This window comes from Spirulina subsalsa CS-330, from assembly GCF_028330765.1.
GTDB classification, from domain to species: domain Bacteria; phylum Cyanobacteriota; class Cyanobacteriia; order Cyanobacteriales; family Spirulinaceae; genus Spirulina; species Spirulina subsalsa_A.
In genome coordinates, this window is sequence record NZ_JAQMTY010000019.1 from 1 (window position 1) to 20,914 (window position 20,914).

At 55.5% G+C, this 20,914-nt stretch carries 23 protein-coding genes; 15 read left to right on the top strand and 8 right to left on the bottom strand.

All coding sequences use genetic code 11. The features are described 5' to 3' along the window. The 4 genes from PN477_RS01220 to sat form a co-directional block, all read right to left on the bottom strand. On the bottom strand, positions 1-606 hold a 606-nt coding region (locus tag PN477_RS01220), incomplete at its 3' end, for a hypothetical protein (RefSeq protein ID WP_272146904.1). A gap of 32 nt (positions 607-638) precedes the next feature. After that, a complete protein-coding gene (gene pyrR, locus PN477_RS01225; protein WP_417158723.1) occupies positions 639-1,178 on the bottom strand; it encodes a bifunctional pyr operon transcriptional regulator/uracil phosphoribosyltransferase PyrR in 540 nt (179 codons plus the stop codon). A 94-nt stretch (positions 1,179-1,272) separates the two neighbouring features. Continuing rightward, a complete protein-coding gene (locus tag PN477_RS01230; RefSeq protein WP_272118766.1) occupies positions 1,273-3,462 on the bottom strand; it encodes a caspase family protein in 2,190 nt (729 codons plus the stop codon). A 214-nt stretch (positions 3,463-3,676) separates the two neighbouring features. Next, positions 3,677-4,840: a sulfate adenylyltransferase gene (gene sat / locus PN477_RS01235; protein WP_272118764.1), complete on the bottom strand. Its 1,164-nt coding sequence runs from the start codon at positions 4,838-4,840 to the stop codon at positions 3,677-3,679. Between the two features lie 406 nt (positions 4,841-5,246). Here sat and PN477_RS01240 point away from each other — a divergent pair, with 406 nt between their 5' ends. The 8 genes from PN477_RS01240 (at position 5,247) to PN477_RS01275 (ending at position 12,652) form a co-directional block, all read left to right on the top strand. Continuing rightward, on the top strand, positions 5,247-6,128 hold the full coding sequence (locus tag PN477_RS01240; RefSeq protein WP_272118762.1) for an Abi family protein: 882 nt from the start codon (positions 5,247-5,249) through the stop codon (positions 6,126-6,128). A gap of 224 nt (positions 6,129-6,352) precedes the next feature. After that, positions 6,353-7,777, top strand: coding sequence for a dihydrolipoyl dehydrogenase (gene lpdA / locus PN477_RS01245; protein WP_272118760.1), 1,425 nt, complete (start codon positions 6,353-6,355; stop codon positions 7,775-7,777). Between the two features lie 105 nt (positions 7,778-7,882). Further along, entirely contained in the window at positions 7,883-8,770 is an 888-nt protein-coding gene (trpC, locus tag PN477_RS01250; RefSeq protein ID WP_272118759.1) for an indole-3-glycerol phosphate synthase TrpC, read from the top strand. Positions 8,771-8,841: 71 nt separating this feature from the next. Then, the gene (locus PN477_RS01255; RefSeq protein WP_272118757.1) at positions 8,842-9,123 is read left to right on the top strand and encodes a DUF5340 domain-containing protein; all 282 of its coding nucleotides are present in this window, start codon (positions 8,842-8,844) and stop codon (positions 9,121-9,123) included. Positions 9,124-9,176: 53 nt separating this feature from the next. Beyond that, a complete protein-coding gene (locus PN477_RS01260; protein WP_272118755.1) occupies positions 9,177-10,328 on the top strand; it encodes a pyridoxal-phosphate-dependent aminotransferase family protein in 1,152 nt (383 codons plus the stop codon). 151 nt (positions 10,329-10,479) lie between these two features. Further along, positions 10,480-11,124 carry a hypothetical protein gene (locus PN477_RS01265; RefSeq protein ID WP_417158722.1) on the top strand — a complete coding sequence of 215 codons (645 nt, stop codon included), beginning with the start codon at positions 10,480-10,482 and terminating at the stop codon, positions 11,122-11,124. A gap of 127 nt (positions 11,125-11,251) precedes the next feature. Further along, on the top strand, positions 11,252-11,929 hold the full coding sequence (locus PN477_RS01270) for an actin-binding WH2 domain-containing protein (RefSeq protein WP_272118751.1): 678 nt from the start codon (positions 11,252-11,254) through the stop codon (positions 11,927-11,929). 54 nt (positions 11,930-11,983) lie between these two features. Beyond that, positions 11,984-12,652 carry a hypothetical protein gene (locus tag PN477_RS01275; protein ID WP_272118749.1) on the top strand — a complete coding sequence of 223 codons (669 nt, stop codon included), beginning with the start codon at positions 11,984-11,986 and terminating at the stop codon, positions 12,650-12,652. Positions 12,653-12,748: 96 nt separating this feature from the next. Here PN477_RS01275 and PN477_RS01280 read toward each other — a convergent pair whose 3' ends face one another. Genes PN477_RS01280 through cobU form a run of 3 tightly spaced genes read right to left on the bottom strand, consistent with a single transcriptional unit; the run spans position 12,749 to position 14,962 of the window. Further along, positions 12,749-13,258 (bottom strand): DM13 domain-containing protein, encoded by a 510-nt coding sequence (locus PN477_RS01280; RefSeq protein ID WP_272118747.1) that lies wholly within the window; start codon positions 13,256-13,258, stop codon positions 12,749-12,751. A gap of 24 nt (positions 13,259-13,282) precedes the next feature. Then, the gene (gene ruvB, locus PN477_RS01285) at positions 13,283-14,362 is read right to left on the bottom strand and encodes a Holliday junction branch migration DNA helicase RuvB (protein ID WP_272118745.1); all 1,080 of its coding nucleotides are present in this window, start codon (positions 14,360-14,362) and stop codon (positions 13,283-13,285) included. 27 nt (positions 14,363-14,389) lie between these two features. Then, complete coding sequence (gene cobU, locus PN477_RS01290; protein ID WP_272118743.1) at positions 14,390-14,962, bottom strand: bifunctional adenosylcobinamide kinase/adenosylcobinamide-phosphate guanylyltransferase; 573 nt, start codon at positions 14,960-14,962, stop codon at positions 14,390-14,392. Between the two features lie 122 nt (positions 14,963-15,084). Here cobU and PN477_RS01295 point away from each other — a divergent pair, with 122 nt between their 5' ends. The 6 genes from PN477_RS01295 to PN477_RS01320 all read left to right on the top strand — a co-directional run bounded on the left by PN477_RS01295 (position 15,085) and on the right by PN477_RS01320 (position 19,312). Beyond that, positions 15,085-15,972, top strand: coding sequence for a hypothetical protein (locus PN477_RS01295; RefSeq protein WP_272118741.1), 888 nt, complete (start codon positions 15,085-15,087; stop codon positions 15,970-15,972). 150 nt (positions 15,973-16,122) lie between these two features. Further along, positions 16,123-17,055 (top strand): glycosyltransferase family 2 protein, encoded by a 933-nt coding sequence (locus PN477_RS01300; protein WP_272118739.1) that lies wholly within the window; start codon positions 16,123-16,125, stop codon positions 17,053-17,055. A 39-nt stretch (positions 17,056-17,094) separates the two neighbouring features. Beyond that, entirely contained in the window at positions 17,095-18,027 is a 933-nt protein-coding gene (locus tag PN477_RS01305; protein ID WP_272118737.1) for a glycosyltransferase family 2 protein, read from the top strand. Then, positions 18,017-18,616: a hormogonium polysaccharide biosynthesis acetyltransferase HpsU gene (gene hpsU, locus PN477_RS01310; RefSeq protein WP_272118735.1), complete on the top strand. Its 600-nt coding sequence runs from the start codon at positions 18,017-18,019 to the stop codon at positions 18,614-18,616. The genes PN477_RS01305 and hpsU overlap by 11 nt, the downstream gene beginning before the upstream one ends. 79 nt (positions 18,617-18,695) lie before the next feature. Further along, on the top strand, positions 18,696-18,929 hold the full coding sequence (locus PN477_RS01315) for a DUF433 domain-containing protein (RefSeq protein WP_272118734.1): 234 nt from the start codon (positions 18,696-18,698) through the stop codon (positions 18,927-18,929). Then, positions 18,926-19,312 (top strand): DUF5615 family PIN-like protein, encoded by a 387-nt coding sequence (locus PN477_RS01320; RefSeq protein WP_272118733.1) that lies wholly within the window; start codon positions 18,926-18,928, stop codon positions 19,310-19,312. The genes PN477_RS01315 and PN477_RS01320 overlap by 4 nt, the downstream gene beginning before the upstream one ends. 154 nt (positions 19,313-19,466) lie before the next feature. Here the strand turns inward: PN477_RS01320 and PN477_RS01325 are convergent, their stop codons facing one another. Further along, complete coding sequence (locus tag PN477_RS01325; RefSeq protein WP_272119356.1) at positions 19,467-20,444, bottom strand: LysR family transcriptional regulator; 978 nt, start codon at positions 20,442-20,444, stop codon at positions 19,467-19,469. A gap of 140 nt (positions 20,445-20,584) precedes the next feature. Between PN477_RS01325 and PN477_RS01330 the strand changes: the two genes are divergently transcribed. Further along, positions 20,585-20,869, top strand: coding sequence for a hypothetical protein (locus PN477_RS01330; protein ID WP_272119357.1), 285 nt, complete (start codon positions 20,585-20,587; stop codon positions 20,867-20,869). Positions 20,870-20,914 lie beyond the last annotated feature (45 nt).

Genomic DNA, 20,914 nt, shown 5'->3' on the forward strand with positions numbered 1-20,914 from the left:
ATAGACACTGCCTGCGAGGATGCCGATTGTGGCAATATCTAAGGCGGTTTTGCGGAAGCGGAGTGATGCGGCTTGGGCTTGCCAGTGGGCGATAAGGTGTAAACCGTAGAGGTAGAGCCAGGGGAGGAGGCCGAAGGGGGGAAGTTCACTATTCCAGAGGCGAACGGCTCCGCCGACGGAGAGGGCGTAGAGGGGAAGGGTGCAAGCCAGGACAATTTGGACGGGTTGGGGGATTTTGAAGTGTTTGGCGATCGCAAGCCACCCCAGACTGCCGCTGATCAGGAGTAAATAGGAGGTAATCCGGGCGGCAATGCCCAGGGGCAGACCGAGGGCGATGAGGGGGTAATACAGCAGGGTCATGCCGGGGGGATACCAGACAATCCAGGTTTGGGTATCTTGGGCGATATCGGTGGCGCTCGGAAGGGTGAGGCTCTGGAGCCAGGGGGTTACGCCTTGGCTCAGTTGTTGGGCGGATTTGAGTAGAACGGCGGCATCGTCACTGATGTAGTAGGGAATGTGCCAACTGATGGCGAACAGGAGGGTGAGGTTAAAGAGGGCGATCGCATCGGGAACGCGAGCATGTCGCCAGGGACGAAACATAGGCATGATGGAGAGAACGATTGCTGGACTGCGGTGGACTAATCCGCTCGGATCAGTTCGACGGCATCGTGGCCGTCGTAGCCTTGGAGATAGACGCGCACTTGTTCTTCGGAGGCGGTGGGTAGATGTCGCCCGGTGAAGTCGGGGTGAATGGGCAGTTGACGATGGCCGCGATCGACTAATACCGCAAGATAGATGCGATCCGGACGGCCAAACTCCCCGACGGCGTTGAGGGCTGCCCGCACGGTACGGCCTTTATAAATCACGTCATCGACGAGAACGACGATGCGATCGGTGAGATCGCAGGGCATGGCACTTTTGGCGGGGGTGCGCATGCCGATGGCCCTGAGGTCATCGCGGTAAAAGGTGATGTCAAGCTGACCGACGGGAATGTCGCAGGGTTCTAGGGCCATCATTTGGGCGGCGAGGGATTCGGCGAGGGGAACGCCCCGCGTGTGGATGCCGACGAGGACGACGCGGGAGAGGTCGCCGACCTTTTCGATTACTTCGGAGGCGAGGCGGGTGAGGGTGCGGCGAATTTCGTCGGCGGAGAGGATTTCAACAACGGTGGCAGCCATAGGCGATCGCAATTCAAACCAGTAGAACGTATCTTCCTCGCTTACCATAGCCCAATTCTCCGGCAGACTTAACCACGAGAGCGGCTCTTTTCCCTCAAACCACCTGATATACCAAGGGCAATACCGCCCAGGCTTCCACATGCAAGGCGTAATGATCGCCGCTGGTGTCGGCGTGGGTGAGGGGTTGGCTGGCGGCGTGGAGGTCTTTGAGGAGGGCTTGGGTGAGGGGGAGGGGTTTGTCGAGTTCGATGAAGCGATCGCCGTCGCCCTTGGGGGGTGGCAATTGGGCCAGATAGGTGCGCATGGTGGGGAATGGGGCCCGACTACAGATGATATAGAGTTGGGTGAGTCCGGACGTGCCTGCCATTAGGCCGGTGAGGGTCGAGGGGTTCGAGGGGTGGGGCAGTGTCAGGGAGGTGTTAGCCTCAATGACCCAATGGGATGCGTCGCTGGTGGCGGGAGGATAGAGGGCGATCGCTTTACTGCGACTATCCAACCCCACCACCATCGTATAGAGGGGTTGATCACCAAAGTTTTCAATCTGGTATTGCACCATTCCCCCAAGGGGTAGGGTGGTGAAGGCTTGGGTGGTGAGATCCGCCACGGGGGGCGCGATCTGACGAGCGCGGCGGGTGGTTTGGATGGCGAGGAGACTGGGCTGGGGTTTGATCAACCGGAGCGAAACCTGGACGGGGAGTTGCGAGGAACCCGCATTCACCAACAAACGCCACCATTTGGCAGCGAGGAGGGTGGCAAAGGTGGGCACTAAGCGATTGATCGCGAGTTTAACCGCTTCTTCAGACCCGCCGATGGTGTTGGCAATGGGCACACCGCCGGCTGAGTAGAGTTCATAGCCTTGGATGAGGTTTTTTTGGGTGCTGGCGATCGCCACGGGAGTGACAGAACCGCTCCGACTGAGGAGGTAGTCCGTTGCTTGCTCCCCGGCGAGCACCACATTAGCCACACTCTTGATATTGGCGAGGGCGCTGGTGGCATCGACCCGCTCAATCCGTTGCAGGCTGTGATCCAGGGCAATGGTTAACCCCAAATTACGCGGCAAGGCTCGCACCCATTCCTGAACGCGATCGCCCACTTGGGGCCGGGGTTCATTGTCCAAGGACATCGCCTTCGCCGTCAGTTTCAACGCCGAGCGCAATTGGAGAATGCCCCCCACCTCGCCCTTCTCGGTCATGACTCGAACCTGCGATCGCCCCTCCATCTGATTCCACACCCACGGCACCATCCCCCCCAATTTCAACTGCACCTCGTTGGAATTGGGGTCTACCGCCGCCACATAACCTTCCACTCCCGTCGGGGCGATGGGGGTAATGGCGTAGGGAAGCACCGCTTGCGGGGTCTTGGCTTTGCCCCACAGGTACGGTTGTTGATCGGCAATGGGAACGAGGGTTTCGCTTAAATGTTTGAGGGTCATCAAGACCGTGGGCGAAGGGGTCATTTCCCAGAGCCATTGGGTGAGGCTATAGGTCAATAAGCCCGCACTAAAGCCCCGCCAGCGGCCTTCGAGGGCAGCTTCACTGCCCAAGAGCACCCCTGGATATTGCTCCCAACGGGATGCGGAGGAATGGCCAAGGCGTGTTTTTTTGCCAAGGCTTTGCTGGAGTTGGGCCGCCACTGCTAATTCTGCTTGGCTAGGGTGTTCGGCGGGGGCATCGGGATGAGCCCGCGATCGCCAACTCCCCTGGAGCAATTGCCCAAAACTTTGATAGGCGGTATCGAGCACCACCGTCACCCGCCGCGTTGCCAGGGACTGCACCAGCAGCAGCAGCGTTTCTTCGAGAATGCCATTGCCCACCACTTCCGTCGCTTCGGCGGTTTCGCGGTCTACCGAGACGAGGCGATTGGTGAGGATCGTTTGTTCCGGGTCGCAGTGGACTTGGGCCCCGTAGCCGCTGAAGTGAAAGACCACCGTATCGTCTTCCTGGGCCTGTTTGATCAGATGTTCTTGGAACGCCGTTTCAATATTTTCCCGTGTCCCTTGTTGATCCGTAATCGTGACAATATCCGCCGGCTGGAACCCCAACCGATGGATCAACACTTCCCGCTGCAATTCCACATCCATCCCACACCCTTCTAAAGAGGGATGGTGGGGATAGTTGTCGATCCCCACCAAGAGCGCAAGTTTGCGGCGATTTGTTGCGGTGACGGTTTTTTGGTACTCTGTCGCAGCCGCTGCCCAACTGGGGGGTGGAGCGATCGCGCCTGCTCCAGTGGCCAGTAGTGTGAGCCCGACCTGTTGCAAAAAGGTACGTCGATCCAATCTCATACCAACCTATGCTGCTGATGTGCGAATGCTTTGCTATCAGCCTATCAGCAATTGGACATCCTCAACAGATTAAAAACCCAATACCGATAAGCTGACATTATACGAGAGCGCGTCTCAACCCAACCCCCGTCATCCCTGTAACCCATCCCTACAACCAAACAAGGGGCTTAAAGCCCCTTGTCTTTCACCGTGAAGCCGATGTTGACGGCGGGCCCTAGCCCTGCATCGCTCGGATCAACTCCTGCGCCACTTCCGGCCGCGAAAATTCCGGCGGCGGTAACTTCCCGTCCCGCAACAAGGCCCGCACCTTCGTCCCCGACAGATGCACCCGTTCTTCCGGCGCACTCGGACTCGTTTTCGTCGTTGCCATCTGACCCGTGCGGGTGCAATAGAAAGCGTGCTCAAACTTCATCGGGATAATCCCCAATTCATCCGGCTTAAACTCATCAAAAATATGCTGAGCATCATAGGTTCCGTAATAGTCCCCCACCCCCGCATGATCGCGTCCAACGATGAAATGGGTACAGCCGTAATTCTTCCGAATCAGAGCATGGAAAATCGCCTCACGGGGCCCCGCATAGCGCATCGCCGAGGGGTTAATCGCCAAAATCACCCGGTCTTGGGGGAAATAGCGATCCATCATGATTTCATAACATCGCATCCGTACATCCGCCGGAATGTCATCGCTTTTCGTCGCTCCAACGAGGGGATGCAAAAAGAGACCATCAACGGTTTCAAGGGCGCATTTTTGGATATATTCGTGGGCGCGGTGGATCGGGTTGCGGGTTTGGAAGCCCACCACGGTTTTCCAGCCTGCCTCTTGAAACTTCGCCCGCGACACTGCCGGATCAATCTGATACTGCGGAAAGAGCGGATGGGGATCGCGCTGCAACAACCAAATGGGCCCCGCTAGATTAATCGGCCCTTGGTCGTACACCACTTTCACGCCGGGGTGCTTGTCTTCGTCGGTGCGATAGACGTTCACTGCTTCGTGGGTTTTGTTGTAGCGGTATTTTTGGGTCAGTTCGAGCACGCCGACAAATCGCCCGGTGGGATCATCCAAACGCACCCAGCTTCCTTCTTTGAGGGGTTCGGCGATGTCTTCGGTGACGGAGAGGGTGACGGGGACGGCCCAGGGTAAACCGTTGGCGAGGCGCATATCGGTGACGACGGTTTCATAGTCCCCTTGCTCCATGAAGCCGATGAGGGGACTAAAGCCACCGATCGCAATCATGACTAAATCGGAAAAGGCCCGCTCATCAAGTTGAACGCGGGGCAAGCTTTCGGCCTGTTCGCGAAATTCGTTGCCTTCGGCTGCGGTGGCAATCCGATTAATTAAATGCCCGCCGTGGGCCGGAATCTGATCGTGGGTGCTCATAGGTGCTGGATTGTTTGGAGTTCCGGCTATTGATCCTAGCAAGAGGTGGTCTGTTCCGCATAGTTTTCAGATTGGGCGGGGCCGGGTTGGCAGGGCGGGGCAAGGGGATGATGACTATGGGGAACGATGGGAGGAATCGGAGGGCAGGCAGGATGTCAAGGTGGTTTTACCTGAAAAACTCTATCTGTCGTCAGGGACGGTGTTGCGATCGCCTGCCCCGGACTCTTGTTTTTAAATTGACCATTGACAGACAAAACACGCATTTTGGGTTGAGAATTGCTGGTGCTGATTTTGGCAGATTGACAGACCAAGAGCAATTAGCTACACTAGACTGTAATAGAACCCGCCCAGGCTCTCGTATGCAAGTACATCCTCAAAGTGGCGGGTCATTTTTATGATTTAAATAATGTCCCAGCGTTTTACAAAGTCTCCTAAAACTGTTGCAGAACAAATTTTACTGTTGCAAAAGCGTGGGCTAATCATTCCTGATCATAACGACGCTGAACAGTCTCTTTCTCAGATTAATTACTATCGACTGAAGGCATATTTCCTGCCCTTTGAGCGAGATCATACCCATATATTCAAAGAAAATACGAGTTTTTCTGATATTTTAACCCTCTACACTTTTGATAGGAAGCTTAGACTTCATCTCTTAGATGCCCTAGAGCGTATCGAAATTTCGATCAGGCGACATTTCGCCTATGAGCTTTCTATGGATTCTGGTGCTCACGCTCATTTACAATCAGGGCTTTTTAATCGCTATTGGCAATCAAATATTGAGTATCTTAAGCAGCGAGTCCAGGAATCTACTGAAGACTTTATCGAGCATTTCAAAAACAATTATTCTGAGGATCTACCTCCTCTTTGGGTCGTTGTAGAGGTAATGTACTTTCGTACAGTATCATATTGGCTTTCATCACTCAAAAAAGATATTGTGAAGCGAAGAATTGCCAAGCACTATCAAATTAGTCCACAAGTTTTAGTCTCTTGGGTACATTACCTTTCAGTCATCAGAAATACCTGTGCTCATCATTCGAGACTTTGGAATCGGGAAATTTTGATCCAACCCAAACAGGTTAAACAAAAGTCTCATATCTTAAACGGTGTTCTAACGACTCAAGGACGAACTTATAATGCCTTAGTGATTATGCTTTATTTAATGGATCAAATCGATCCCAAGCATCAGTGGGGAAAACACCTGTTGACTCTAGTTGAATCTTGTCCACAGCCTAAAGCATCAATGGGGTTTCCTGAGGGGTGGGAACGTTGTGCAATTTGGCAAAGATAATGGTGATGTGGCTTGTGAGCAAGTAGGGTGGGCAGTGCCCACCAGAGATAAGGGTTTCTCTCCTGACTTAGGCACAACCGAGGGCTGAGGGTCGTTGAAGCCCGATCGCTGACCCTGGGACAGGTTTAGGGGGCGCGAGAGTGCGATCGCTTCTCCTTTATAATTGTTGGGCTGCCGTTGCTCAACGACCGGCAGCCAGTAGACCAGCAAGTAACACAGATCCTATGAGTTTCGATTATGACGTGATCATTATTGGTGCAGGGGTTGGCGGCCATGGGGCAGCCCTGCATGCGGTGCAATGTGGATTGAAAACCGCGATCGTAGAAGCCGCCGAGATGGGAGGAACCTGTGTGAATCGGGGCTGCATTCCCTCCAAGGCCTTGTTAGCCGCCTCTGGGCGCGTGCGCGAACTGCGCGATCGCCATCATCTTGAAGCCATGGGAGTCCACCTCAGCAGCGTTAGTTTTGATCGAGGCGCGATCGCGAACCACGCCACCAACCTCGTCGATAAAATTCGCGGCGACCTCACCAACAGCCTCAAACGGTTGGGAGTGGACACCTTGACCGGCTGGGGACGCATCGACGGGCCGCAAAAAGTCGGCGTGAAATCCGGCAACAGTGAAAGCTTCTTCACCGCCAAAAACATCATCATTTCCACTGGCTCCGTTCCCTTCGTTCCCCCCGGCATCGAAATCGACGGCAAAACCGTCTACACCAGCGACGACGCGGTACGCCTCGAAAGCCTGCCCCAATGGATTGCGATTATCGGTAGCGGCTACATTGGCCTGGAATTTTCCGATGTCTATTCGGCCCTGGGTTGCGAAATCACGATGATCGAAGCCCTCGATACATTGATGCCCGGTTTTGACCCCGATATCGCTAAAATCGCCGAGCGCCTCCTCCTCAAAGGCCGTGACATCGAAACCTATCAAGGCGTGCTTGCGAAGAAAATCACCCCCGGTGCGCCCGTGGTGATCGAACTCGCCGACGCGAAAACCAAAGAAACCATCGACGTGCTCGAAGTGGATGCCTGCCTCGTCGCCACGGGGCGAATTCCCGCCACGAAAAATCTAGGGCTGGAAACCGTGGGCGTGGCCACCGATCGCCGGGGTTTCATTGATGTTAACGACAAAATGGAAGTGATCCTCGACGGTCAACCCGTGCCCAACCTCTACGCGATCGGGGATGCGACGGGTAAGATGATGCTGGCCCATGCGGCTTCGGCTCAGGGGGTAGTGGCGATTGAGAATATGTGCGATCGCACCAAAACCATCCAATACAACAGCATCCCCGCCGCTGCCTTCACCCATCCGGAAATCAGCTATGTGGGCCTCAGCGAACCCCAAGCTAAAGCTAAAGCGGACGAAGAAGGGTTCAAAATTGCCACGGCGAAAACCTATTTTAAAGGCAACTCCAAAGCCCTGGCCGAAGGGGAAACCGACGGCATCGCTAAGATCATCTATCGCCCGGATACGGGGGAATTGCTCGGCGTGCATATCATCGGCATCCATGCATCGGACTTGATCCAAGAGGCGGCCAATGCGATCGCTGACGGCAAACCCGTCCAAGCCTTGGCCTTCAATGTCCACACTCACCCCACCCTCTCAGAAGTCCTCGACGAAGCGTTTAAACGCGCCAAAGTCGCGTGATCCCCTCACCCAACCCTCTCCCGCTGGAGAGGGCTTTTCGCCTCCTTTCTCCCGTGGGAGAAGGGCCGGGGATGAGGGCAACATAGATACTGTTCCAACCAACCCATGGAAATTCGCCGCATTAATCCGAGTCCATCCGTCAATACTGATCCCCTCTGCTATCAAGCCCGACGGCCCGATAGTGAGCCACGCCATATTTTGGAAAAAATTGTTTGGCATAAGGAGGCAGAGGTGGCGCGGTGGCGCGATCGCACCCCCTTGATTCAACTACGTCAACAGATCCAAGCCGTTGCCCCACCCCTCGATTTTTACGCAGCCCTGCGGGAGAGTGAGCGGCAACCCGCCCTGATCGCAGAGGTAAAAAAAGCCTCACCGAGCAAGGGTGTGATTCGGGAAGACTTTGATCCGGTGGCGATCGCCCAAGCCTACGAACAGGCCGGGGCGAATTGTCTCTCGGTGCTCACCGATGCGGAATTTTTCCAAGGCAGTTTTGAAAATCTGTCCCTCGTCCGGGCAGCGGTTAACATCCCGCTGCTCTGTAAAGAATTTATCCTCTACCCCTATCAAATTTTTCTCGCCCGTAAGCATGGGGCCGATGCGATTTTGCTGATTGCGGCGATTTTGAGTGATCAGGATTTGACCTATTTCGTTAAAATTATTCGCAGTTTAGGCATGACCCCGTTGCTTGAAGTGCATAATTTAGCAGAATTAGATCGCGTCTTAGGCATTGATAGGGTTAATTTAGTGGGGATTAATAATCGCAACCTTGCGGATTTTTCCGTGGATTTAGCCACCACCCGTGACTTAATCACCGCCCGTCAGGAGGCGATCGCGGCCCGCAATATCCTCCTTGTCAGTGAATCGGGAATCCATACCCCGGCTGACCTTGCCACGGTACAAACTGCCGGAGCAAACGCCGTTTTGATTGGGGAATCCCTCGTTAAACAGCCCGATCCCGGTGCTGCGATTCAGACCCTATTCCAAGATCGCTAAGATTGTGAAGATAGTGCGATCGCTTCATCCCTATGGGACAATAACTATACCTTTCGCCCCGCCCCTGCTCCATGGATCAAATCCCATTACCTTCACTGGTTCATTACGAACTGCTGCTCCAACTCCTGGAGCGTCAGAGTATTCATGCGGTAGATCACAATTCAGCCCTCCGGGAGCAGATTCAACAACTGATCATCACGATTCGCAAAGCCTTGGCCCAGCAGCGTCAGATTGAAACAATCTGCAATCAGGCCAATATTGACTATGAGCATCGCTGGTCGTTGAATAGTGTGGGCGCGATGGCCAATGATGACGATGCGTTGCCACAAGTGTTCCAAAGCCTCGAACAATAACACCCTAGACCCGCTGGTTTGGGTTGCACCCCACTTCTTTTAACTTTCACGCCATGAACGATAAACAAATGCTGATGATTCCGGGGCCGACTCCGGTTCCCGCCCGTGTCCTGCAAGCCATGGCCAAGCACCCCATCGGCCATCGCAGCGGTGCATACAATGCCATCCAAGCGGAAGTGACCGCCAATTTAAAATGGCTCCACCAAACCGAACATGATGTGATGGCCCTCACCGTCAGCGGTACGGGAGCGATGGAAGCCGGGATGATTAATTTCCTCAGCCCTGGCGATCGCGTCATCACCTGCTGCAATGGTAAATTTGGCGATCGCTGGGCCGAAATCTGCACCGCCTACGGCCTCAATGTCGAAAAAGTCACCGCCGAATGGGGCAAACCCCTCAACCCCGACGATGTCCGCGCCAAACTCCAAGCCGACACCGCCAAGGACATCAAAGCCGTCATCCTCACCCATTCAGAAACCTCCACCGGGGTGCTCAATGACCTTGAGGCCATTAACGCCGCCGTCAAAGAACACGGCACAGCCTTGATCATGGTGGATGCGGTCACCAGCCTCGGCGCGATTTCCGTACCGATTGATGATTGGGGCCTTGATGTGGTGGCCTCCGGTTCGCAAAAAGGCTACATGATCCCCCCCGGTTTGGGCTTCGTCGCCGTCGGGCCAAAAGCCTGGGCCGCCTACGAAACCGCCACCTTGCCCCGCTACTATCTGGACTTGGGCAAATACCGCAAAGCCACAGCCAAAGACACCACCCCCTTCACGCCGCCCGTTAACCTCATCTTCGCCCTCCAAGCGGCCCTACAGATGATGCGCACCGAAGGTCTAGAGGCCATTTTCGCCCGCCACGCCCGTCACCAAAAAGCAACGCGGGCCGCGGTGCAGGCCTTGGGCTTGGCGACCTTGGGGGCGGATGATTGCGCGAGTCCGGCGGTGACGGCAGTGATGCCTACCCAAGTGGATGCCGAGGCGATTCGCAAAACCATGAATCAAAAATTTGATATTGCCCTAGCGGGGGGACAGGATCACCTCAAAGGGAAGCTGTTCCGGATTGGCCATTTGGGGTTTGTCTGCGATCGCGACATCCTCACGGCGATCGCTGCCCTTGAAGCCACCTTACAAGAGCTTGGCTGTGAAATCACGCCCGGCGCAGGCGTAGGCGCGGCCGCCGCCGTCTTCGCCCAGAGCTAACCCCCTTGCCCTCATCCCCCGGCCCCTTCTCCCGTGGGAGAAGGGGCGCTATCGTATTCCCCTCGCCCCGTGGGAGAGGGGCGAGGGGTGAGGGCGATTGAGTGACCCCCCCAACCCAGTACAATGCTGTTAGCCAAAATGGAGAATTCTCTTGGGGATTGAGTTACGGAGTTACGTTTTTTTAGATAGCTTGCAACCCCAACACGCGGCCTATATTGGCACAGTAGCGTTGGGGTTTTTGCCGCTACCGGGGGATAGTTCCCTGTGGATTGAAATTTCACCGGGGATCGAGATTAACCGGATTACCGATGTGGCGTTAAAAGCGACCGTGGTGCGTCCGGGGGTGCAGTTCGTTGAACGCCTCTACGGGTTGCTAGAAATTCACGCCAGCCGCCAAGGGGAAACCCGCCAAGCTGGGAAAGCCATTTTAGAATCCCTGGGGGTGCGGGAGCGCGATCGCCTCAAGCCGCGCATTGTCTCCAGCCAAATTATCCGTAACCTCGACCCCCACCAAGCCCAACTGATCAACCGCACCCGACGCGGTCAGATGATGCTCGCGGGCCAAACCCTCTACGTTCTCGAAGTACAACCGGCCGCCTATGCTGCCCTCGCCGCCAACGAAGCCGAAAAGGCCGCCCAAATTAATATTTTGCAAGTATCTGCGATCGGTAGTTTTGGCCGCCTTTATCTCGGTGGAGAAGAGCGGGATATTCTCGCCGCCTCCCAAGCCTTGATCGCTGCCCTGGAAAGTGTTTCCGGCCGGGAGCACGAACCGCCAAAACAGCAAAATGATTAAGCATGGTGATCGGAACGGTACGATCGCAGGCTGCCAGTGTCGTTCGGGTCGGGCTTGAAGCCTGGATTTCGGAAACAGATCTGTTATCGTTGGACTGATTATTCTGGGTTGTTAACCCCGTAGACTGATGAATCACTTTACTGTTTTGATGCAGTTTTTGCGCGATCGCCCCAAATTCTTCGAGACTGTCCAAAGCGAAAAATATCTTCACCAGACCGCCCTTTCACTGCTGATTTGCAGTTCTTGCTTTTTTGCCCTCTACGGCATGATTTTGGGATCATTTAGCGGGGGCTTACAAATCTTGGTCTCTGCGGTTAAGCTGCCGGCCCTTTACCTGCTGACCCTGGCCATTTGTTTACCCGCCCTCTTTTTCTTTGAAGTGGTGGCTGGGTCAAAACGAACCTTTTTACAATACCTCGTCCTGCTCCTGGCCTCCATGGGGGTAATTGGGGTAATGCTCCTGGGGTTTGCGCCGGTAACCCTCTTTTTTCGCCTCTCGCTGAATGACTATGCCTTTTTCCAACTCTTGAATATTGTGATTTTGGGGGTCGGGAGTGTCATCGGAGTTCAGGTGTTTTATCGCGGCATGCTGGCGATCGCAGACTCTGATGGTCAAGAGCTTAAACGTCGCCGCACAGCCATGAAACTGTGGTTATTTTTATACGCCTTCGTCGGCAGTCAGTTGGGCTGGACGCTACGCCCCTTTTTTGGCAATCCGGGGCAACCCTTTCAACTGTTCCGGAGCCTGGAAAGCAATTTTTTCCTGCATGTTTTGCACCTGTTTGGGGATTTACTCGGACTTTAAGCAACGACCGCATGGCGGGGCGCGATCGCGCCTCATCCTCACCCAAGGCTTGGTATGACAGACTTTACCGATTTAGAAATTTCCCCCACCCAATGCCAAGAACTCTTGGCGATTGATACGCTCATCCCCCTGGTTTTAGATGGTTTACGGGTTGTCTATTTGCGGCAACCCCAAGCAATCGGGCCGTTTTTACTCACAGAAGGGTTTATCTTCTTGGGGATTTTGATCGTGGTTTTACCCCTGGTGCTTGTGGTGAGTAGTAATGTCCTGACCTTGGACGGCACGACCACCTCGGCGATGCTGCTGCAATTGACCCTGGGGATCGCGTTGGTGGTGTGGGTCGGGGTGAATGGTCTGTTGGGGTGGCGGGCGTGGCGGTGGCGCGCGATCGCTCTCCTATACCAACGCATCGAGCAATATAACCACCTCGTCAAAACCCTAGCCTGGGCGGCCCAACTGTCCACCCCGACCCCCGCCCCCGAAATATACGAAACCCTGGCCGCCCTGCGCACCAGCCTGCTGGGGCGGATTCAACTCGAACAACTCCACTCCCGTCACCCTGGCCACCCCCTTCACCATCAAACGCTGATCGCCCAGCTAGATCAGCAACTCGACACATTACTCCACACCGACACCGAAGATCCCAATGCCGAAGCCGCCCGACTGCTGCACGATGCTGTGGCATTGGGGATACAGGTTCACCGCGAAATGCGCCGTCTCTAATCCAGGAGAGCGATCGCCAAGGCTATCCTTCCCGGTCGGCAAACTCGCTGTCCCATTAACCCACCAACAAGAAGAGACGTTTTGAATTCGCCCCAGTTACGGCGTGATCAGCGAAGCCACGCCAAAGGTGGCATTAAACTCACGACACCAGATCGCGGCAGATTGGTAAGTTTCTAGATCCACATCAGCGGGGATCGCATAGGTTTGCTCGCCTGTGACGGATGCTAAGAGGTCGAGGATAATGTAGTCGCCTTCTTGGATGCCGTAGGCGGGGGGATCGGTGACTTCGAGGATGTTGGGGGCTTTGTGGAGAACGACGGTGAGGTCGGGGCCGGGGTCGGTTTTGAAATCTTCGCCGAGGATGAGGACGCGATCGCCATCCGTTTCTTCAATCGTGACCGTGCCGCTGGTGGGGTGTTCCGCATCTTGCCAACTGCCGCTACGCACGATCGCACCGTCAGCTACTGGGGCCGGGGCTTCGGTAGGGGCGGAGGTTTGATCCGCTGCTGGGGCGGGTTCGGGGGTTGGGGGGGCAGAGTTGGCGCAACTGGGTAAGACGAGGAAGGCAACGAGTCCGGTGGCGAGCAACGGGGAGAATTTAAACATCAGTGAGCCTCAAGGGTAGGGGGATTAAAAGAGGGTGGTTTGGGTGGATTCTGGCGAGTAGCCCAGGTGTGCATAGGCGTTGGGGGTGGCGACGCGGCCGCGGGCGGTGCGGTTAATGAAGCCAATTTGCAGCAGGTAGGGTTCGTACACTTCTTCGATAGTACGCGAATCTTCACCAGTGGCAGCGGCGATCGCCTCCACGCCCACCGGCCCGCCGTTGAACTGTTCGATCATGGTCGTCAAAACGAGGCGGTCTGTCCAATCTAACCCCCTAGGGTCGACGTTGAGGAGTTCAAGGGCAGCGGTGGCGACGGCGGCGGTGATGTCCCCTAGGGCTTTCACTTGGGCGTAGTCACGGATGCGGCGCAGGAGGCGGTTGGCGATCCGGGGTGTGCCACGGGCGCGGCGGGCGATTTCGGCGGCTCCGTCGGGGGTGATCGGAACGGCAAAGAGGGCAGCGCTACGGGTGACGATCGCACTCAATTCGTCCACGTCATAAAACCGCAACCGTTGAATCAGGCCGAAGCGATCGCGCAGGGGAGACGTGAGCGCCCCCATGTTCGTCGTCGCACCGATGATCGTGAAGGGCGGTAGGGGGAGGCTACGGGTGCGGGCGGATTGGCCTTTGCCGATGGTGATATCGAGGCGAAAATCCTCCATGGCGGAGTAGAGCAGTTCTTCGGTGATGCGGTTGAGGCGGTGGATTTCGTCGATGAAGAGAATATCGCCTTTTTGGAGATTGACCAAGAGGCCGGTGATGTCGCGGGGGCGTTCGAGGGAGGGGGCGGCGGTGATTTTGCAGTTCACCCCCATTTCCGCCGCGAGGATCAGGGCCATGGTGGTTTTCCCCAGACCGGGCGGGCCGTAAAAGAGGGTGTGATCAAGGGGATCTTGGCGAGATTGGGCGGCGGCGATCGCAATCTGCAAGACGGCCTTTAAATCCTTTTGCCCCACATAGTCCGCAAGGGATTGGGGGCGAATGGTTTCCTCGGTTTGGGGGGTTTCTTCGGGGGCAGGGGTGGGGTCGAGGACTTCGCGGGGGGGACGGCGCGATCGCGATCGCTCTGCCTCGTTGCCATTGCCGTAGGTGCTTTGAATCGCCATGATTTCCCCGCCATACTCTGCCCCAGTTTAACGAAGCTCCGGCGATTCCTCCAACGGCGGCAGCGGGGTTCCGAGTTTGACTAAATCCAGCGCATAGCCCCCCGTGATCAGATACACCGCAGCACAGCAGGGACTGAGGCGACGCACCAACGCACCGAGGCGATCGCGAAAGATCCGCCCCAAGGGATACACCGGCACTAAGCCCCAGCCCACTTCCTCCGCCACAAAAATCAAGGTTCCCTCACAGTTCTGCACGGCGGCGATCAACTGCTCAACCTGGCCGAACCACTCCCGGTCGTCCGCCTCTAACCAACTGGCGAGCCATGTGCCGAGGGAGTCGATTAGGTAGCAGTGATCGGCCTGGGTTTGAGCGGTGAGATAGGCCGGCAGGGTGACGGGAATATGTTCGGTGTGCCAATGGGCGGGGCGGCGATCGCGGTGGCGTTCAATTTTGGCCTGCCATTCGGGATCATCGGGTAAACGTTGGGCGGTGGCGATGTAGGTAACGGGTTGGCCGGTGTCGTGGGCGGCTTGTTCAGCCCATTCACTTTTGCCGGAACTGGCGGGGCCGGTGACTAAAATGCAAAGAGGAGAAGCCATTAAACTGGGTGCAGATCATGAAGAACAATAAGCGAGACCATACAATGAAAGGCAGATTTATCATTAATAAAGATTGCTCGACCCGTGGCGCGATCGCATGATGCTCAATCAGTGGCAACCCCATGAAACCTGAACTTCGACGGATTGAAACCACCCTGCAACATTTAGAAGGACAACGGCAAGCTCCGTCGGCTCCCCCTGCCTCTGCACCGCCGCGATCGCCCCAACTCCCCTATATGCCGCCGCGCACCGCTCCCTACCCCACGCCCCAACCGCCGCGCCCGGTTTCTCCCCCCGGTGGGATCAATCCCCCCCCCCGCTCCACGGGTCTGCCGCCCATGCGATCGCCCCAAACCCCCCACGCTTACCGCACCAACCCCGCCAACCCCCCCCGACCCATTTCGCCCCCGTCCTTTCGCGTCCAATCCCCCCCTCAATCCTCCTCTCCCCAACGTCCCCCCACCCCTCAAGCCCAGCCCGCGCCTCCCCCTCCTCCACCCCAACGCCCCCCCGCCCCATCGGGGGGACAGATTACCCATGTGCCCGCCGGTCGCCTCAGTCACCATCGCCACAACGTTAACCCCGCCCTCGCCACGAATATTTTGCGGGAAATTGAAGCGGTCATCGTCGGCTGGCAACGGGAACTGAAACAAATCCTGATTCAGATCCAAAACCTGTATCTAGAAGGGCCGATGGTGGATGGTTGGCTGGAATCCCAAGAGGCCGATCCGGCGCGATCGCTCCCCCAAACGGCCCGCCAACAGATTGAATCAAATTACGGACGGGTCAGTTATGAATTTCCCCGGTCAGGGTATCGCCTCTGTGGCCGCGATGATCAAGGGCGAGTCTGGTCGAAACCCTGCCCGCCCCATCAGGTGGCTGGGGTGAGTATGGCGATCGCCCGGTATCAAAAACTTCGCCAACTCCTCAAGAAAAAACAGGGTTTAGAGCAGCGTTTAAGCAACATCGCCGAAACCCTCGTTTTGGTGCATCGTCGCCTGAAGAGTTAGTTGACCCTCACCCAACCCTCTCCCGTGGGAGAGGACTGCTAACACCCTTCTCCCCGTGGGAGAAGGGCCGGGGATGAGGAAATCGGGCGGGTTGCGTGTTAAGACAGGGGAGGTGCATGATTTACAGTTTTTGAATTTCACTAAAAAACTATGATGGTGGCGATCGCAGCAATTATCTGTACTCACAATCGAGAAGACTACCTCGGCAAAGCGATCGATAGTCTGCTCACGCAAGATCATGACGATTACGAGGTGATTGTTGTGGATAATGCCTCCACCGATCGCACCCGTGAGATTGTCGAAGCCCGCTTACCCCATCCCTGGCTACGCTATTGCTACGAAGCAGAGGTGGGACTTTCGGCGGCTCGCAATCGTGGCATGCGGGAAACCGAGGCGGCGATCATTGCCTATCTTGATGATGATGCGATCGCGTCTCCCGGCTGGCTGACGGCCTTAGAAGCGGGCTTTGAGGCAGACGAGGAGTTAGCGATCGCGGGCGGCAATGTTACTTTAATTTGGCCCGACGGCTGCACCTGCGCCCCCCCCTGGCTCTCCGACGGCCTCGCCGCCAACCTCGGAGCCTACGACCTCGGCCCCCAACCCCGCGCCATCACCCAACACAACCTCACCCCCAGGGGCTTAAACTACGCCATCCGTCGCCCCTTTTGGGAACAAGTGGGAGGATTCGATCGCAACCTCGGCCGCGTCGGTAAAAATCTCCTCTCCAACGAAGAACTGCGCATGACCGAACTCGCCCTCAAACGCGGCTGGCACGTCACCTATCTCCCCGCCGCCACCGTTGCCCACCATGTCACCCCCGAACGGCTAGAGCGGCGCTGGTTCCTCAAACGCGGCTGGTGGCAAGGGGTGAGCGAATCCTATCGCGAGCAACTCACCGGCGCGGGCGGCTGGGGCCAATTTCCCAGAGGCGGCGAGCGCATCGTTCGCGGCCTGTATAAATCCCTAAAATACATTGCTGATCCGGCATTGAGGTTTGATAATTTGGTGTATGCCTACGGTCAAATCGGCTATCTCATCACCTCCTTACGGGGCATCCTATTCCCGCCCTCGTTTAAATCCTAATGGTTTCAAGATTCCCCGCCCAACTAACGCCCTAATCCCATGACTTCCTCCCCCGGAAAAATCCCGGTTTCTGTTTTGATTCCGGCTAAAAATGAAGAATCGAATCTCCCCGCCTGTCTCGACAGTGTGGCGCGGGCGGATGAAGTGTTTGTGGTGGATTCCCAGAGTAGCGATCGCTCCGTCGAAATTGCCGAGAGTCACGGCGCGACGGTGGTGCAATTTCACTTTAACGGCCGCTGGCCCAAAAAGAAAAATTGGTCTCTGGAAAATCTCCCCTTTCGCAATGATTGGGTCTTAATCGTCGATTGTGACGAACGCATCACCCCAGAACTGTGGGACGAAATCGCCCAACGCATCCAAGACCCCACCCACCAGGGTTACTATCTCAATCGTCGCGTCTATTTCCTCGGTAAATGGATTCGTCACGGCGGCAAATATCCCGACTGGAACCTACGTTTGTTTCACCACAGACTCGGCCGCTACGAAAACCTCAACACCGAAGAAATCCGCAACACCGGCGACAACGAAGTTCATGAACATGTCATCCTCGACGGCTCTGTCGGCTATCTCAAAGAAGATATGCTCCACATCGATTTTCGGGATATCTACCACTGGCTAGCCCGCCACAATCGCTATTCCAATTGGGAAGCTCGCGTCTATTACAACCTCCTCACCGGCAAAGGTAAAGATGGCACGATTGGCGCGAATCTGTTCGGCGATGCGGTGCAGCGGAAACGGTTTTTAAAAACGATTTGGGTGCGATTACCGTTTAAGCCTACGTTGCGGTTTGTGTTGTTTTATATTTTGCGGTTGGGGTTTTTAGATGGCCATGCGGGCTATACCTATGGCCGATTGTTGAGCCAATATGAATATCAAATTGGCGTAAAACTCTACGAACTGCGTAAATTTGGCGGGCAATTGAACGTTACCCCCACGAATGCCCAACCCGCAAAATCGACCCATGAATCCTAACCCCAACCCACCGCCGGATCTCGAAGGGTGCGATCGCGCCTGGGTGGATCTCAGCCGTTATGATCAATCCTTTTTTGATCGCGGTCGTCCCACTGTCGTCATTCTGCTCTGGTGGTTCGTGCAGGCGGTCTGTTTTCCCCTCACCCTGCATAACATGAGCGGCATTCGTTGCGCCCTGTTGCGCTTCTTTGGGGCCACGATTGGCACAGGGGTGGTGATTCGGCCCACGGCGCGGGTCACGTATCCCTGGAAAGTTGCGATCGGCGATTACAGTTGGATCGGCGATGATGTGGTGCTCTACAGCCTCGATCGCATCACCATCGGCGCTCACACCGTCATTTCCCAAGAATGCTATCTCTGCACCGGCAGCCATGATATTAGCGATCGCACCTTCAAACTCAAAACCACCCCAATCACGATCGGCCATGGTGTGTGGATTGCCACGGATTGCTTCATTGCCCCAGGGGTGACGATTGGCTCCAATACCGTCGTGGGAGCACGGAGCAGCGTCTTTCGCGATCTCCCCCCCGCGATGGTAGCCTGGGGCAATCCCTGCCAAGCGATGCGATCGCGCTTCCCCGATCCATGATTGATCCAGTCTGAATGTTTGGAAGGTGTAGTTTGCGGTATGTAACAATAGAAAAAGAGTCTATTTAAGGAGTCCCACAGTGACCAGAGACCTAGACCGTATTACTGTTAATCCACAAGTGTGTCTTGGGCAGCCGACGATTCGGGGAATGCGTATCACTGTGGGATTTGTCCTGAAGCTGCTGGCTAGCCAGCTATCTATTCAAGATGTTCTAGAAGCTTACCCGGAATTAGAGGAAGAGGATCTTCGTCAGGCTCTTAATTATGCGGCTTGGGCTGTATCCGATCACATGATTAGCTTTACGTCAGCATGAATCGTCTACGTCTGCTGGCTGACGTTCATATCTCTCCTTTGACCGTTGAGGCTTTAAGGTCTCAGGGATACGACATCGTCCGAACTACAGATTCGTTGTCTGCGACTGCTGCTGACGCGGAGATTTTGGCACTTGCCAGAGTGGAAGGTAAAGTCGTTTTAACACAAGACTTGGATTTTTCCATGTTGGTGGCTCTCAGTAATTATGGACTGCCCAGTTTGATTACATTACGATTATCTTCTGCCAAACCTGATGTGGTTGTTCAAAGACTTTTAGCGGTTTTACCGATTGTAGAAACTGAGCTGACAGAAGGTTCAGCAATTACGATTAACGATGACCTGGTACGTGTTCGTAAACTTCCAATTCAACGCAGTGATATCTAACTTCACCGTTATCGGGCTAAAAATCCATAGATTGTATGGCGAGATCAAATATTGTTGGATGTATTCTTGGTACTGCGGTTGGTGATGCGATCGCCCCTCCCCCCATAATCCCCCCACTCTCCCCACTCCCCACTCCCCACTCCCCACTCCCCACTCACATAAACACCCCCGCCTGGCGCAGCGCATCGAGAAACGCATAGACCGCCGGAGGATGGAGCGCATCCTTGAGCATCGCAATCCCGATCGTCCGAGTCAGCACACAGGGCAATTTACAAACCTTAATCCCCTTGGGAATGGGTTCCGCTGCCATCCGGGGCAAAATCGCCGCCCCTAAATTACGCAGCACCATCCCGATAATCGTCGAATCTTCCCGCAGTTCATAGGCAATGTTGAGGGAGGTTTCAACGGTTTTTAAACAGTTATGGATGCGATGGGAACAGGTATTCACCGACGACACAATCAGCGGATAGGCGGCCAAATCAGCCCAGGTGAGTTGTGTGGGGCCGGTGAAGCTCGGCGGCATCAACGCTAGGTAGTCATCACAGAGAATTTCCCAGGTTTCAAACTCATCGCCTTCGGGTAATTCGGCAACGCTGAGGTCGGCTTGACCGTTGAGGAGGGCTTTTTCAATGTTGTAGAACTCGTCGAATTCGGTGATTTTGACTTTAATTGTCGGATAGAGGTCGTGGAGTCGCGAAATTGCGCTGGGCAAAAGGTGGGTGGCCATGCTGCGGTAGGCGGCGATGTGAACCTGTCCCCCCCGTAGACCCCGCGCTTGGTTGGCTTCTTGGGAAATATTATCGAGGTGTCTCAAGATCGCATGGGCTTCTTTCATGACGCGATCGCCCACGACGGTAAGCTGTGCCCCTTGGCGGCTGCGTTTAATCAACTGCACGCCCAATTCTGCTTCGAGGGCGGCGATCGCATGACTCACCGTGGATTGCGAGAGATTCAACGCCAAGGCCGCCGCGCTGAATGTGCCGTGGTCGGCGATCGCCACCAGCGCCACCAACTGCGAGATCTTGAGTTTGTAGGGATTAAAAGAGTGCATCGATAACGAGAAACCCTGAGCAGAACCCATAAACGCCAAACCGTCCACCCCACCGGATTGCAGCAACACCGCCGCATTCATAGATTTCAGTATTAAGGCAGACTCCTGAGCAAACCATCGAAAACTTCGATAGTTAGCATCTATTCTATCCGTTGTGTCAGAACAATGGAATCGTTACAGTGAAATTGTTCACCCAAAATAACACCCAGGGGGTTCATCCAATGACGAATTTTAGCCTCACCGCCCAACAACAAAAACTTGAGAAGATCTACGGCAAATCTTCGACGGCTCACTATCTGAGTGCCAAGTTCACCCAAGAGTTTAAAGCGATGCTGGCTTGGATGATTCACCACCTCACACAAGCCAATGAGCCGCGCATTTGGATACGCCACGACGCGCAGGGAAGTCCTCAATTTCACGCCTACGATCCCCGCACGCAAAAACGTTTTTACGGGGATTCAGAACAGGATTTACGGGTTTGGCTCGAAGCCCGTTACAGCGGTTAACGCTTACAGCATCTGACATCCTGGATTGCAGGGTGCGATCGCCAG